Here is a 13,938-nt window from a genome sequence, read left to right as displayed (position 1 = left end):
GTTAGGATGGAAATTGTTTTAATAATACCCGCACGGTATAAATCTACACGTTTTCCCGGTAAGCCTTTAACAGATATTAAAGGAAAAAGCATGATACAAAGGGTATATGAACAATGTGCCAAAGCTTTCCCTGCCGATAAAATATATGTAGCTACAGAAGATAGCCGTATAGAAGAGCATTGTAAAAGTCATGGAATGCAGTGTATATTAACATCTGATAACTGCCTTACCGGTACAGACAGAATTGCCGAAGCTGCGCTACAAATAGAGGCTGATTATTATATCAATGTGCAAGGAGATGAACCTGTTTTTGATCCCGAAGATATTACAAAGGTAATAAGCAACCTTGATAAATATAAAGGGGAAATTATAAACGGCTATTGTGCTATACATGAAGAGGAACAATATAAAAGTGTTTCCGTACCTAAGGTTGTTTTCAGACCTGACGGAAGAATGCTTTATATGTCCAGAGCTGCTATACCCGGTAATAAAAAAGAGGCATTTATAAAATCATGGAGACAGGTATGTATATATGCATTTCCAAAAAAGGCATTACTGGATTTCTCTTCTATAAAACATAAAACCGTTCTTGAGGAGATGGAGGATATTGAGATATTGCGTTTCCTTGAATTAGGATATGAGGTAAGAATGCTGGAGTTGTCAGATACTTCTATACCCGTAGATCATCCTGAGGACCTTGAAAAAGTAATGAAAAGACTTGAAAATGAGTAGATACAAAGAAATTATTTGGGATTTTGATGGTGTTATATTGCTCTCGGATGCTGTAAGAGAATATGGGTTCAGGAAAGTTTTTGAAAATCACTCAAACGAATTGGTTCAAAAGCTAATTGATTACCATCTTCAAAACGGAGGGCTTTCTCGCTATGTAAAAATAAAATACTTTTATGAAAATGTACTAGGAGAGCCTATAACGGAAGAACAGATAAATAAGCATGCCGAAGAATTTTCTGTAATAATGCGTGAGGCATTAACGGATAGGAAGCTTATAAATAAAGAATGGGTTTCTTTGATGGAAGAAATAGGTAATAAATTTGTACATTCTATAGCTTCAGGGTCTGATGGTAAAGAATTAAACTATCTTTGTGGTGAGCTTGGAATTTCTGATAATTTTAAATTCATTTACGGGTCGCCCATTACAAAAAAAGAACTTGTACGCCAGATAATTACAGATAGCGATTTTGAACCTTCGGAATTTATATTAATTGGCGATGCTATTAATGACAGAGATGCGGCTCAGGCTAACAATATAAGCTTTATAGGATATCATAATGATAGTCTAAAAGATTCAGAACTATATGTTGATGATTTAAGAGATGTTTTAAAAATTTTGTATTAGCAGTTCCATGAAAAATATTTTATTTTCAATTAATACCGAGTACCATATATTTATTATCAGCAGCTTGATAAAGCAGATGTATTGGGACACGTCAAAATATAATGTTACAATCGTAATACAAACAAATAAGGGAGTTAACCAATTTAAAAACACCCATTCTTTTGAGCACCTTAAGTCTAATGTAATTATTCTTGAAATAGATCTTAATTCCAAAAAATTTGATCCTGTAGTTTCTGAAACTTTAGAGAGAATTCTATCAAAAGATTATGAAAGGTTCATCTTTTTTTTAGAACAAACCGCAATAAATCAATATCTTGTTAATAAACTTTCGGTTACAGATACTATTATTACGCTTGCTCCCGAAGGCACTAAGCCTTATATAACGATAGCAAAAGCTGCTTTACCCTCCAGAATTAAAGCTACTTTAAAAAATTATCGTTTTTACCGAACACAAAAATTAAAAATAAACAAATTTTACTTTGTTACTAATAAGAACGGGTATTTAAAAGAAACTGAAGAGGTGATGATAAATCATCCTGAAAAGTACCCTAACCTTACACGCAAAAAAGTGGTTCCTGTAGAGTTTTTTACTACACCAGAAGAGATAGAGCTTGCATCAAAAGTTTTTGATTTTGATATACAAAAAGAAATACCAGAACGTGATGGTATTTTGTTTTATCTTAACCAATGGTATGTAGAATTTAAAGTATATGACTTTGAGATAGAAATATTAAAAGCACTTTTAGAGAGATATCCGGATAAGAAGATATATATAAAATTGCATCCTAATACTCATAAGTTTCAAGTAGAGCGTTTGGAAAAAATTGACAGGGTAATACTTAATAAAAGTACTATTCCTGCCGAAATATTTATTGCTAATTTAACTAACAGTATTATTTTCAGTTTTTGGTCGGCATCTTTATTAATAAATAATCCTACCTGTAAGTTCTATTGGCTTCAAAAAATGCTTGAAAAGCAGAAGCTGATGAAATGGTGGTCTATAATTAACCCTACTAAACATATAAAAGATGTGTATAACGTTGATGAAATAATATATTAAAGAATAGATGGAGTATAGTGAACAAGGAAAAAAAAGTAATTCTTTCTGGATATTAATAATATTTTTTATTAATCCGTTTCTCTCTCTGGTTGTTTCCGGCAGAGATTACTTGTCTAAATACTTTACAAACATTATTTGGCTATTTTGTACTTTTTATGGTTATACCTTTTACCCTGTACGTAATACCATGGATTCTTTCAGGCATAGGGAAGACTTTTTGAGATGGGCAACAGAGAGAGAAATGACATTTGACTACTTTCTAAACCGATTGTATGGTGATGATGTGAGTTTTGTAGATATATTACTACCACTACTTAAGTTTTTGGTAAGCCGTGTTACAGATGACCCAAATATTTTTTATGGTGTTCTGGGTTGTTTGTTTGGATATTTTTATTCAAGGAATATTCGCTTCATATTAAGTTATTACAACCTTAAAATTAATAAATATTCTGCTATCTTCCTTTTTATGTTCGCTATTACCATACCCATGTGGGAAATTAATTCTTTCAGGTTTTGGTTAGCAGCACATATCTTCGTTTTGGCAGGCTTTAAAATTCTTTTTCACAAAAAAAATATAGCCTATTTAGCAATATTTATTACCCCTTTTATTCATTTCAGTTTCGTTTTTGTCATAATCCTCTTTTTTATATATAAACTAATAGGCAATAAGATTACAATACACTTTATCATTTTAATGTCCTCAATATTTTTAGGACAGTTTAATATAACTAAGTCTGTACAAAGTGTTCTTCCCACAACATCAATAGAGTCCTTGGATGATAAAACAACAGGTTATACAAGCGAAGGCTATATTGAAGACCGAGCCGAAAGTTCTCAAAGTTTAAATTGGTATGCAAAATACAGATCGCTACCTGTAAAATATCTCACTTTCCTGATTTTGGCAATTATATTCTTTAAACATAAAGATGAGATTACACAGAGTGATTTGTTGCCATTATTTTGTGCCGGTCTTTTTATATTTTCTATTTCCTTTACAATAATGAGCTCAGTACCAGTTTTTGGACGATATAACCGCATTGGGCAAATGTTTATTTACGCATTCCTGTTTTTGTTTTTTCTTAAAAAGAAAAACACACAATGGTACCGTAAAATTCACCCCTATTATATAGCGGCTGCCTCATTATTTATAATAGTCAGCATAAGAGGCTGGTTTGATACCATGACCATAGATACTCTAATATCAAACCCTTTAATGTTAATGTTTTATCATAGTAACGAAAACATTATAAACTTTATAAAATAATTCAGTTTGACATACACCATGCTTAACTTTTAATACACAAATTATGGATATCCTAAAATTAATTGGGAGGAGTCGTCCTCTTTTTGAAAATGACCTTAAGAATTTTGGGGAAGAACTTAATAATCTTGTAAAGACCTCTTCGTTTTTAGTCATTGGAGGAGCAGGCTCTATAGGGCAGGCAGTTACAAAAGAGATTTTTAAGCGAAATCCCAAAAAACTCCACGTTGTAGATATCAGCGAAAATAACATGGTAGAACTAGTGCGCGATTTGAGAAGCTCTATTGGATATATAGATGGCGACTTCAAAACATTTGCGCTAGATGCCGGCTCCTGGCAATATGATGCTTTTATAAATAAAGATGGTGAGTATGATTATGTACTAAATCTTTCTGCTCTTAAACACGTGCGAAGCGAAAAAGATGAATTTACATTAATGAGGATGATAGATGTAAATATTTTTAATACAGTAAAAACAGTAAGGCAATCGCTAAACAAAGGGAGTGTAAAATATTTTGCAGTATCAACAGATAAAGCCGCTAATCCGGTTAATATGATGGGAGCTTCCAAAAGAATTATGGAAATGTTTTTGATGCGTGAAAGCAAAAATATAGATATATCTACAGCACGTTTTGCCAATGTAGCATTTTCTGATGGCTCATTACTTCATGGCTTTAATATGCGTATACAAAAAAGGCAGCCTATAGTAGCACCAAACGACGTTAAAAGATATTTTGTAACCCCTGAAGAAGCAGGACAACTTTGCCTTTTTTCCTGTATGTTAGGAGAAAAAAATGACATTTTTTTTCCAAAATTAAGCGAATCGTTACATCTCATAACTTTTTCAGATATAGCTGTATTATACCTTAACGAATTGGGTTATGAACCCTACCTGTGTAGTAATGAAGATGAAGCAAGATCAAGAATTGACGAACTGGTAGCCCAAAAAAAATGGCCATGTCTCTTTGCTCCCAGCGACACAACTGGAGAAAAAGATTTTGAAGAATTTTTTACCGAAAACGAGCAGCTGGACCTTGAAAGATTCGAAAATTTAGGCATAGTAAAAAGTAGGCTTGATTTTGATGAAGCCAAACTAAACTATTTTGAAAGCAAGATAGAATACTTTAAAGAACAAGGTGTCTGGAGTAAAACAGATATTGTGGAATTGTTTCATGAACTCCTTCCACTTTTTGAACACAAGGAGCTGGGGAAATATTTGGATAGTAAAATGTAAGTGATATTAATAAATATTTGTTAACATTTTTGTAGCAATAACTAAATTAAAATAGGTAATTTTACCACTTTAACAACACAAACACTTATTAAATATGAGCAAAAGAGCTGTAATTTTAGCAGGAGGAAAAGGAACTCGTTTAAAGCCATATACAGTTAGCTTACCAAAACCTTTAGTTCCTGTTGGTGATAAACCAATACTTGAAATCATAATATCTCAGTTAAAAAAGCATGGTTTTGATCACATCACTATTACGGTTAATCATATGGCCGACATAATCAAGGCATTCTTTGGAGATGGTTCTAAATGGAATATTAAAATAGACTATACCACAGAAACCAAGGCCTTAAGCACTATAGGGCCATTAACACTTATTAATGACCTGCCCGATAATTTCTTAGTTATGAACGGCGATGTACTTACAGATATGAACTATAGTGCATTTTATGATTATCATAAGGAAAATGGAGCAGTTTTTACAATAGGATCATTTAGAAGAACAGATAAAATTGATTATGGTCTGTTGCATCAAAATGAAAATGGCGAACTTATAAAGTTTGAAGAAAAGCCTGACTATAACTTTTTAGTAAGTATGGGTGTATATATGGTTAGCAAAAATGTTTTACAATATGTACCGGAAGATACATTTTTTGGGTTTGACCACCTCATGTACAAACTACTTGATGAAAAAAGGCTTCCAAAAATATACGAATACAACGGTTACTGGCTTGACATAGGACGCCCGTCTGATTATGAAATTGCAGTTAATAAAGTTACTAACTCCGAAATCGAGATATAAATGCGTATAGCTGTAACGGGAAGTTCAGGGTTTATAGGGAGCAACCTTGTTCCCTTGCTAAAGGAAAAAGGGTTTGACGTTTTAGAAGTTTCCCGTGCTCAAGGTTTGGACATTTGCGACTGGGATCAGGTTAAAGAACTGCCTGCCTGCGATATAGTAGTACACCTTGCGGCAAGGACTTATGTACCTGATTCATTTGATAACCCAAGAGATTTCTATAATGTTAATTTCTCTGCAACTATTAATGCATTGGAGCTTGCAAGAAAATGGAAGGCAAAAGTAATATACATGAGTTCCTATTTTTATGGACCACCTCAATACCTTCCTGTAGATGAGCAACATGGGCTTCACCCTCATAACCCTTATGCGGAAACAAAATTAATTTCGGAAGAGCTTTGTAAAGCATATCACAGAGATTTTGATATTTCATGTACAGCATTCCGACTTTTTAATATTTACGGACCCGGTCAAACAGGTATGCTGTTATTGCCAACAATATTAGACCAAGTGAAAACAGGGCGTGTGGTTTTAAAAGACCCAAGACCAAAAAGAGATTATATACACATTAATGATGTGGTAGATGCAGTTATTACAGAAATTGAGTCCCGAAATGAAGGTTTTGATATTTATAACCTTGGTTATGGGCAATCATATTCTGTAAAAGAACTGGTAGATACGTTACAGAGTTTTGATGAACTTTCATTTGATGTAGAATATACTAATGAGTTTAGAAAAGGTGAAGTATTAGATTCTGTAGCCGATATCTCCAAAATTAAAAACAAGCTGGGCTGGATGCCAAAAACCGATTTAAAAGCCGGATTGAAAACTTTGATTTAATGTCAGTTTTAAAAACATTAAAATCCTATTCAGGAAAATTAGCTTATAGCGCCGTTCCACCTTATTCAAAAAGAAAAGTTATAGTTTTTGAATCAGATGACTGGGGGTCGGTAACTATTTCTGATAATAAAACATTTGATAAAATTAAAGGGTTAGGCTTTCCAGTAGATAGCGACCCATATAGCAAGTATGATAATATAGCATCTATTGAAGATTTAGATACCCTATTTGATTTATTGCTAAGTTTTAAAGATGTAAATGGTAATCCGCCGGTAATTACAGCCAACACAAATATGGGTAACCCGGATTTTGATAAAATTTCCGAAAACCATTATAAAGAATTTTATTTTGAACCTTTGGATGTTACTCTTGATAAATATTCGTCAGGCAGTAATATTTTAGAACATTGGCACAAAGGAATTAAAGAGAAAGTATTTATGCCACAACTGCACGGCAGGGAACATTTAAATGTAATTCCGTGGCTGCGCGAAATGCAAAACAATACTAATCTTCAGGAAGCCTGTAAACTAAATGTTTCGTGCATACCTGTTAATAACAGGATAGGCAATAGGAGAGATTTTAAAGCAGCATTAGACTATCAGGAAAATGCAGAGCTTGAGTTTCAAAAAGATGCGTTGGTACAATCATTTAAAGAATTTGAACGCATTTTCGGTTTTTCTCCGCTTACATTTATAGCACAGTGCTACACATGGGGCGAGGAGCACGAAAAAGCATTGTCAGAGCTTGGAGTAAAGTACCTGCAAGGCATTTACGGACAAAAAATACCACGCGGAAAGGGCAACCCATATACGGTAAAGCATAATTACTTTGGCAGGAAAAATAAATATGGACAGCAATATATATTGAGAAATGCTTTTTTTGAGCCCTCGCTATATACCTCCAGAGAAGAAGAATACAGAAAGTGCCTTAAAGAAATAGAGTTTGCCTTTAAGTTTGGAAAACCTGCAGTAATAAGCGTACACAGATTGAATTTTATAGGCAGCAGGGATATAAACAATAGAGATGAAAACCTTAGACTTTTAAAATTACTAATTAGTAAGGTTTTAGAACGCTGGCCGGATGTACAATTTTTAAGTAGCGATAAGATTTATGAGTAACAAGAAAAAAGTATTATTTATTATATCTACCCTAAATACCGGTGGGGCTGAAACAGTACTTATTAATTTACTGAACCTGTTTGATTTTGAATCTTATGAGGTGGATTTGTGCGTTATATTAAAAAAAGGAGTACTACTGGAAAAAGTACCTCCTCAGGTTAAGGTGCAGCACCTTGCACATTCTGATTTATATTATAGGACAGCCAACTATTTGTATGGCAAGTATAACAACCCTATTTTAGTAAAAACCCTTGCCCGAAAATTAAAAGGTAGTTACGATACTGTTTTTTGCTTTTTGGATGGCGTTTTTACAGACTATGTTTTTATGAGTAACCTTAAGTACAATGCTTATTATACGGTGGTGCAAAGCAGCTACAGTAACTATAAGCAAAAAACAAAGTACTTAACGGCGAGTAACATGAAAAGAGCAACCTCACGCTATGAAAAAGTTGATGGCATAATTGCCTCTTCTCAAAGTATTAAAGATGACTTTGAAGCATTTTTTGGAAAAAATGATAAGATAAGGGTAATATTCAACCCTATCAATCTAAATAAAGTACTTGAAATGGCCAATCAGGGAACTTATTCCCATCCTGATTCAGCTATTTCCATAGTTGCCATTGGTAGGCTAATACCTATAAAAGGATTTGAGAATTTAATTAAAGCAGCAGCAATACTTAAAGACAGAAACAAATCCTTCCATATACATATTATAGGGAAAGGACCGTTGGAAAACGACCTTAATGCCCTAATAACAGAGTTGAAGGTGGAAAAATATGTAACATTACATGGGTTTGTAGAAAACCCATACCCAATAATTAAAAATTCTGATATTTATATAATACCTTCTTACTCCGAAGGATTGCCAACTGCGCCTATAGAGGCTGCTATTTTAGGCAGGCCGCTGGTAGCAACCAATGTTTCGGGATGCAGGGAAGTAATTGATAATGGTAAGTATGGAATAATGGTAGAGCCGGAAGGAGAATCGATTGCAAACGGGCTTGAAAAATTGATTGACAGTGAAGATTTAAGAAAAGAATATGCGGAACTTGCACTGACAAGGGCAAAATTCTTTGATGATGAAACTGCAATGCAGCAATATTATAGCCTGATAGGAAATAACAAAAATTAAGCACATGAAAAAGGAAAAGAGCGAAAGAAAAGTTTTGTTTGCACACGATGGGCCTTTGTTTAAAGATGCTGCCGGTAATTACTATGGTATCCATATAACCAATAAAATAAAAGAAAGATACCTTTATATGGGGGGCAAAATGACTGCCTTGATACGCACAAAGCATATTCCTCAAGAAAATACATCTAAATATTCTCCAATTAACCCCGATAATTTTGGAGTTATCGAGATACGGGATGATTTTAAAAAAATGAGCCGTTTTTTATTCAATAAAAAAGAGGTTGAGAAAATTGTAGAGCAAGCCGTTTTAGATCATGACATTATTGTAGCCAGAATACCCAGTATGTTAGGGTCTATTGCCATTACATATGCCAATAAACATAAAAAACCGCTGATGTGCGAATTTGTAGCATGCAGTTGGGATGCCTTGTGGAATCATAGCCTTAAAGGAAAGCTAGTAGCGCCATACTTTTTTATTAGGCAAAAATTGCGCATGAAGAATGAAGTACCCTATGTAGTATATGTAACAAAAGAGTTTTTACAACAACGTTACCCCACCAAAGGTATTTCAACCAATTGTTCTAATGTAGAACTCAAAGAAGTAAAAGAAGAATCGTTAATAGCCAGAAAAGAAAAAATTAATTCCTATACCCAAGACGAGGTACTTACACTATGTACAGTAGCGGCTATAGATGTACTTTATAAGGGGCAGGCAGATGTAATTGAAGCATTACACAAGCTTAAAAAACAAGGCATAAACTTTAAGTATAAGCTCATAGGGCAGGGTAATCCGGCATATCTTCAATCTAAAATTGATAAATATAACCTTAATGACAATGTAGAAATTGTAGGGCCGCTGAAGCACGATGAGGTTTTTGAATTTTTAAAAAAAATAGATATTTATATACAACCAAGTAAACAGGAGGGGCTGCCAAGAGCTGTTATAGAAGCTATGAGCATGGCTTGCCCTGTTTTAGGAGCCCGTACAGGCGGTATCCCGGAACTTATTGATAATAAGTATATATTTGAAAAAGGAGATGTAAACAAAATAGCAGAACTGTTAAGTATGCTAAAAAAGGATGAACTTTTGCAAATGGCAGAAACCAACTTTAATACATCAAAAGATTATGTATCTCATGTGCTTGCAGAAAGAAGATTCTCTTTCTATGACAGGTTTCTTGAAGATCACGGACTAAATAATAATTAAAGCAAGTATGAAAAAGCTTATAGTTGGTATAACCGCTCCGCAAAGCGTAGACTTAATAAACGGGCAGTTAAATTTTTTTGTGCAAAAAGGATATGATGTGTATCTTTTAGCGCCTGATACAGAGCAGGTTGTTGATTTTTGCAAAAAAGAAAACGCCAAGCATATACCCGTAAAAATAGAAAGAAACATTCATCTTTTCTATGATTTTATATCTTTGATACAGATTATACTTATTTTCCTTAAGTACCGACCGGATATAGTAAATCTAGGCACCCCGAAAATTAGTCTTGTCGGGATGATAGCAGCCAAAATTACGGGAGTACCTAAACGTATATATACCTGTAGAGGCTTTAGGTTTGAGCACGAAAAAGGACGTTTCAGAAAATTTCTTATTACTATTGAGAAGCTCATATCCTCTTGTTCCCATAAAGTTATATGCATTAGTAATTCCGTAAAAGATTTAGGTATCTCCGAAGGAATATTTAAAGAATCCAAAGTCGTAGTTTTTGGTAAAGGAAGCAGTAACGGATTAAACCTCGAACTTTTTAGCAGAGACAGGGTTACAGAGGAAGAACGTAAAGAGTATATCGAGAAATATGGTTTAGAAGGCTTTTATGTATATGGTTTTGTAGGCAGGCTTGTGGACAGAAAAGGAATTGCTGAACTATATGCCGCATTTGACAACCTTTATAGCAGGAATAAAAATGTAAAGCTATTAGTAGTAGGCCGCCCATATTGGGATCAGATAAAAAATCCTAAACTTATTGACGATTACAATTCGCATCCCGGTATTGTAATGGCAGGTATACAGCCACAGGATACCATACCTGCATTTCTTTCGGTATTTAATGTTTTTGTCTTACCGGCATGGTGGGAAGGTTTCGGAAATGTATTAACACAGGCAGCAGCCATGGGTGTGCCTATTATAGGTACAAATTCTACCGGTTGCAAAGATGCGGTTAGTAACGGATATAACGGAGTGCTCGTAGCCCCATATTCAGTTTCTGAATTTGAAGAAGCTATGGAGTACTTCTATAATAATCAGGAAGAAGTAAAAAAATATGGCGAAAATGGTGTGGAATGGGCTAAAAATTTTAAACCTGAAGTAATTTGGGAAGCAATGTACGGGCTTTATGAATCTTAATTCCGAATAAAGAAGTAGTTGTGTAATTAAAATGCAAATTAAATAGTTATGCTTGGCAAATTAAAAACAGAATTGACCAACAACTTTAAAAATATTAAGGGTTGGAAAACTGACAGGAAAATTATAGTGTTCTCTGTAGATGATTATGGCAATGTCAGGCTGGCGTCCAAAGAAGCACGAGATAATCTTGATAAAGCAGGTATGCCTGTAGAATCGAGGTTTGATCAGTATGACACACTGGAAACTCAGGAGGATTTAGAATATTTATTTGATGTTCTTACGAGCGTGAAAGATAAAAACGGAAGCCATGCTGTATTTACGCCCTTTGCGCTCCCTGCAAATATTGACTTTGAAAAGATAATCGAGAATAACTACCAAGAATATTATTATGAACTTTTACCGGATACACTTAATAAGCTGCCCGGATATGAAAAAGTTTGGGGCTTGTGGCAGGAAGGTATGAAAAACAGGTTACTGGTACCACAGTTTCATGGCAGAGAACACCTTAACCTGAAAGTTTTTAAAGAACTTCTTGCAGCCAAAGACCCTCAGATTATAACAGCATTACAAAACCGCTCTTATACAAGCATTAATTTTAATAAATATCCATCAATAGCAATTAGTGCCGCTTTTGATTTTGATAAATTTGAAGAAAACGAAAGTTTTAAAGAAATAATAGTTGACGGGCTTAATGCATTTGAAAAAGTTTTCGGGTATAAAGCAATACACTTTAACCCACCAGGAGGCAGGGAACACCCAATAGTACACTCATGGCTGAAAGAAAACGGAATAAAAATACTTGATGAACCTTCTAATAAAAAAGAACATTTAGGCAACGGAGAGTACAGAAAAGTATATAACTACATGGGTAAAATGAATGATTTAGGACAGGTATATTTGGTAAGGAATGCTGTTTTTGAACCCACGCAAGACGGAAGAGATTGGGTAGGCAATACTATGAAACAGGTAGCTACAGCTTTTAAATGGAAAAAACCTGCGGTTATAAGTTCGCATAGAGTTAATTTTTGTGGGCATATTGACGAAAAGAACAGGCAAAAAGGGCTTGAAGATCTTAAAGAATTACTAAAGCAGATAGTTACGCGCTGGCCTGAAGCAGAGTTTATGGCAGCCAATGAATTAGGCGAATTAATACTGGCAGAGAAAGATGTATAAATTTTTTTTTAAACGTATAATCGATTTTGTGGCCGCTCTTACAGGGCTGATTTTATTGTCTCCTGTATTGATTATTGTGATTATATTGTTAAGTATTCAAAATAACGGTAAGCCTTTCTTTTTTCAAACAAGGCCTGGTAAAGACCAAAAAGCCTTTAAGATAATCAAATTTAAATCGATGACAGATGCAAAAGATACCGATGGTAATTTGCTTCCCGATAACGAAAGGATAACTAAACTTGGAGGTATAGTACGCAAAACTTCAATGGACGAGTTACCTCAGTTAATCAATGTTTTAAAAGGAGATATGAGTTTGGTAGGCCCACGCCCGTTACTTTTTAAATATATCTCATTATACAATACTGAGCAGTTGAGAAGGCATGAAGTAAGGCCGGGAATAACAGGTTGGGCACAAGTAAACGGGCGCAACAGCATTAGCTGGACAGATAAGTTTAAGTTAGATGTATATTATGTTAATAATGTTTCATTACTTTTGGATATTAAAATACTTTGGCAAACTGTTATGAAAGTAATCAAAAGAGCAGATGTTAATCAGAGTGATGACAGACCAATGCAACCATTTAACGGAAATAATTAATATGAAAAGATTATTATATTTTGGATATTATCTAAAGGAACTCGATAAGGAAAAGTTCAGGAAATTTACTAACTATGTAGTATCTAATTACAACAAGTCAAAAATAGGATTATATGCAGATATATTAATATCTTCATTAAAATATAATATCTCTATTAACGAATATTACCTTTTCCATTTTTATAAAAGCAATAAAGAGTTGCGAGAAACCTATGCCGGTACAGGATTTATGTATGAGTATCAGCTAAAAATGAATCCGAAAAGTAGCAGAAATGTACTCGAAGATAAACTTCAGTTTCTTGAAGTATATAAAGATTGTGTTTTTCATGATTTCGCGTCAATAGGAGATCTTAAAGACCCGGGCGTGGCAAACAGGATATTATCCAATAAATCAGGAAAAATAGTTTTAAAAGGTTCTGACGGTCAATGCGGAAGAGGTATTGAAGTAAGGAATTCTTCTGATTTTACTCCCGAAAGCCTCATTAAACGATTAGAAGAGCTTAATAATGATTTTGCAGAAGAGTATGTTATGCAGCATGACAAAATCAACGGAATGTCTCCATCAGGACTTAATACTATAAGAATCATTACCCAATTAGATAAAGATAGTAACGTAGATATACTGGGCGCCAGATTTAGAATAACAATAAACTCCTCTGTAGATAATCTTGCAGCGGGTAATATAGCGGCACCTATTAATGTTGCTACCGGAGTAGTAGAAGGCCCTGGTGTTTATAGTGATATTACCAAGAAAGATGAAGAAGTACATCCGGTTACAGGAGTATCTATTGTAGGTTTTGAAATTCCTTATTGGGCAGAGACCATTGATATGGTAAAAAAAGCAGCACTAACCGTACCGGAAAATAAATCTATAGGCTGGGACGTTGCCATTACCAATAATGGCCCGGAGCTGATAGAAGGTAATCATGATTGGTGTAAACTTTTATGGCAACTTCCTGTGAAAAAAGGGTTAAAAAACGTATTATTGAAATATCAACACGACTTAATAAAATAAATA

General features: G+C 34.2%; 14 protein-coding genes. All 14 read left to right on the top strand.

Annotated elements, in window-relative coordinates; translation table 11 throughout:
* The first annotated feature begins 6 nt into the window (after positions 1-6).
* The 14 genes from E0W68_RS00640 to E0W68_RS00575 all read left to right on the top strand — a co-directional run bounded on the left by E0W68_RS00640 (position 7) and on the right by E0W68_RS00575 (position 13,935).
* Positions 7-732, top strand: coding sequence for a 3-deoxy-manno-octulosonate cytidylyltransferase (locus E0W68_RS00640; protein ID WP_135217479.1), 726 nt, complete (start codon positions 7-9; stop codon positions 730-732).
* Complete coding sequence (locus E0W68_RS00635) at positions 725-1,357, top strand: HAD family hydrolase (RefSeq protein ID WP_135217478.1); 633 nt, start codon at positions 725-727, stop codon at positions 1,355-1,357. The genes E0W68_RS00640 and E0W68_RS00635 overlap by 8 nt, the downstream gene beginning before the upstream one ends.
* 7 nt (positions 1,358-1,364) lie before the next feature.
* On the top strand, positions 1,365-2,417 hold the full coding sequence (locus E0W68_RS00630; protein WP_135217477.1) for a hypothetical protein: 1,053 nt from the start codon (positions 1,365-1,367) through the stop codon (positions 2,415-2,417).
* A 7-nt stretch (positions 2,418-2,424) separates the two neighbouring features.
* A complete protein-coding gene (locus E0W68_RS00625) occupies positions 2,425-3,681 on the top strand; it encodes an EpsG family protein (RefSeq protein WP_135217476.1) in 1,257 nt (418 codons plus the stop codon).
* Positions 3,682-3,724: 43 nt separating this feature from the next.
* Complete coding sequence (locus E0W68_RS00620; RefSeq protein WP_205435307.1) at positions 3,725-4,912, top strand: UDP-N-acetylglucosamine 4,6-dehydratase; 1,188 nt, start codon at positions 3,725-3,727, stop codon at positions 4,910-4,912.
* Between the two features lie 94 nt (positions 4,913-5,006).
* Complete coding sequence (locus tag E0W68_RS00615) at positions 5,007-5,711, top strand: sugar phosphate nucleotidyltransferase (RefSeq protein WP_135217474.1); 705 nt, start codon at positions 5,007-5,009, stop codon at positions 5,709-5,711.
* Positions 5,712-6,548, top strand: a complete 837-nt coding sequence (locus tag E0W68_RS00610; protein WP_135217473.1) for an NAD-dependent epimerase/dehydratase family protein — start codon at positions 5,712-5,714, stop codon at positions 6,546-6,548.
* Complete coding sequence (locus E0W68_RS00605) at positions 6,548-7,666, top strand: hypothetical protein (protein ID WP_135217472.1); 1,119 nt, start codon at positions 6,548-6,550, stop codon at positions 7,664-7,666. Before E0W68_RS00610 ends, E0W68_RS00605 begins: the two co-directional genes overlap by 1 nt.
* Positions 7,659-8,798, top strand: coding sequence for a glycosyltransferase (locus tag E0W68_RS00600; RefSeq protein ID WP_135217471.1), 1,140 nt, complete (start codon positions 7,659-7,661; stop codon positions 8,796-8,798). The genes E0W68_RS00605 and E0W68_RS00600 overlap by 8 nt, the downstream gene beginning before the upstream one ends.
* A 4-nt stretch (positions 8,799-8,802) precedes the next feature.
* Positions 8,803-10,005 carry a glycosyltransferase family 4 protein gene (locus tag E0W68_RS00595; protein ID WP_135217470.1) on the top strand — a complete coding sequence of 401 codons (1,203 nt, stop codon included), beginning with the start codon at positions 8,803-8,805 and terminating at the stop codon, positions 10,003-10,005.
* 7 nt (positions 10,006-10,012) lie between these two features.
* The gene (locus E0W68_RS00590; protein ID WP_135217469.1) at positions 10,013-11,149 is read left to right on the top strand and encodes a glycosyltransferase family 4 protein; all 1,137 of its coding nucleotides are present in this window, start codon (positions 10,013-10,015) and stop codon (positions 11,147-11,149) included.
* A 48-nt stretch (positions 11,150-11,197) separates the two neighbouring features.
* Complete coding sequence (locus E0W68_RS00585) at positions 11,198-12,322, top strand: hypothetical protein (RefSeq protein WP_135217468.1); 1,125 nt, start codon at positions 11,198-11,200, stop codon at positions 12,320-12,322.
* Positions 12,315-12,920 (top strand): sugar transferase, encoded by a 606-nt coding sequence (locus E0W68_RS00580; protein WP_135217467.1) that lies wholly within the window; start codon positions 12,315-12,317, stop codon positions 12,918-12,920. Before E0W68_RS00585 ends, E0W68_RS00580 begins: the two co-directional genes overlap by 8 nt.
* 1 nt (position 12,921) lies before the next feature.
* Positions 12,922-13,935, top strand: a complete 1,014-nt coding sequence (locus E0W68_RS00575; protein WP_135217466.1) for a sugar-transfer associated ATP-grasp domain-containing protein — start codon at positions 12,922-12,924, stop codon at positions 13,933-13,935.
* The last annotated feature ends 3 nt before the right edge of the window (positions 13,936-13,938 follow it).

The sequence above is a fragment of the Flavobacterium salilacus subsp. salilacus genome (genome assembly GCF_004634195.1).
Taxonomy (GTDB): Bacteria; Bacteroidota; Bacteroidia; order Flavobacteriales; family Flavobacteriaceae; genus Flavobacterium; species Flavobacterium salilacus.
Note: the sequence above shows the minus strand (reverse complement) of the source record. Positions and strands in the feature narration are given on the sequence as shown.

Excerpts from the sequence above, each read along its gene's own strand:
- E0W68_RS00615 (WP_135217474.1), top strand. The coding sequence starts at position 5,007 with ATGAGCAAAAGAGCTGTAATTTTAGCAGGAGGAAAAGGAACTCGTTTA.
- E0W68_RS00630 (WP_135217477.1), top strand. The coding sequence starts at position 1,365 with ATGAAAAATATTTTATTTTCAATTAATACCGAGTACCATATATTTATT.
- E0W68_RS00640 (WP_135217479.1), top strand. The coding sequence starts at position 7 with ATGGAAATTGTTTTAATAATACCCGCACGGTATAAATCTACACGTTTT.
- E0W68_RS00635 (WP_135217478.1), top strand. The coding sequence starts at position 725 with ATGAGTAGATACAAAGAAATTATTTGGGATTTTGATGGTGTTATATTG.
- E0W68_RS00590 (WP_135217469.1), top strand. The coding sequence starts at position 10,013 with ATGAAAAAGCTTATAGTTGGTATAACCGCTCCGCAAAGCGTAGACTTA.
- E0W68_RS00580 (WP_135217467.1), top strand. The coding sequence starts at position 12,315 with ATGTATAAATTTTTTTTTAAACGTATAATCGATTTTGTGGCCGCTCTT.
- E0W68_RS00610 (WP_135217473.1), top strand. The coding sequence starts at position 5,712 with ATGCGTATAGCTGTAACGGGAAGTTCAGGGTTTATAGGGAGCAACCTT.
- E0W68_RS00575 (WP_135217466.1), top strand. The coding sequence starts at position 12,922 with ATGAAAAGATTATTATATTTTGGATATTATCTAAAGGAACTCGATAAG.
- E0W68_RS00600 (WP_135217471.1), top strand. The coding sequence starts at position 7,659 with ATGAGTAACAAGAAAAAAGTATTATTTATTATATCTACCCTAAATACC.
- E0W68_RS00595 (WP_135217470.1), top strand. The coding sequence starts at position 8,803 with ATGAAAAAGGAAAAGAGCGAAAGAAAAGTTTTGTTTGCACACGATGGG.
- E0W68_RS00625 (WP_135217476.1), top strand. The coding sequence starts at position 2,425 with ATGGAGTATAGTGAACAAGGAAAAAAAAGTAATTCTTTCTGGATATTA.
- E0W68_RS00620 (WP_205435307.1), top strand. The coding sequence starts at position 3,725 with ATGGATATCCTAAAATTAATTGGGAGGAGTCGTCCTCTTTTTGAAAAT.
- E0W68_RS00605 (WP_135217472.1), top strand. The coding sequence starts at position 6,548 with ATGTCAGTTTTAAAAACATTAAAATCCTATTCAGGAAAATTAGCTTAT.
- E0W68_RS00585 (WP_135217468.1), top strand. The coding sequence starts at position 11,198 with ATGCTTGGCAAATTAAAAACAGAATTGACCAACAACTTTAAAAATATT.